Genomic DNA, 302 nt, shown 5'->3' on the forward strand with positions numbered 1-302 from the left:
GCCATCGCCGGACGGTTCTACATGCGTAGCTGTCCGATTTGGATTTGAGGCCCCCGGTCGCGCAGCAGCACGCTACCTGGGTCCCGAGTCACTTGGATCTGAGCCCCGGCTGAATGACGCAACCGGAGCCGAGCCGATGTGAATGACCTCGCAGCCCTTCGGTGTGACCCGTCGGGCCCAGCCCATCGGCGAGCTGTTGCGAGGCTCACCGGTGTTTAAGCGGCGAGGGCGAAACGTTCGTCGTTCGCAGTTACTTTGTTTCCAGTGGATTTACGAGCGAACTGGTGCTCGGCATGCCCCGT

General features: G+C 62.3%; 1 other RNA gene. It reads right to left on the bottom strand.

Annotation, left to right across the window (positions count from 1 at the left end):
- Window positions 1-11 precede the first annotated feature (11 nt).
- Window positions 12-302: a transfer-messenger RNA gene (ssrA, locus tag ACO0K4_RS19705) on the bottom strand.

It is taken from the genome of Undibacterium sp. RuTC16W (assembly GCF_049339445.1).
In the GTDB taxonomy this organism is placed as follows: Bacteria; Pseudomonadota; Gammaproteobacteria; order Burkholderiales; family Burkholderiaceae_D; genus Undibacterium.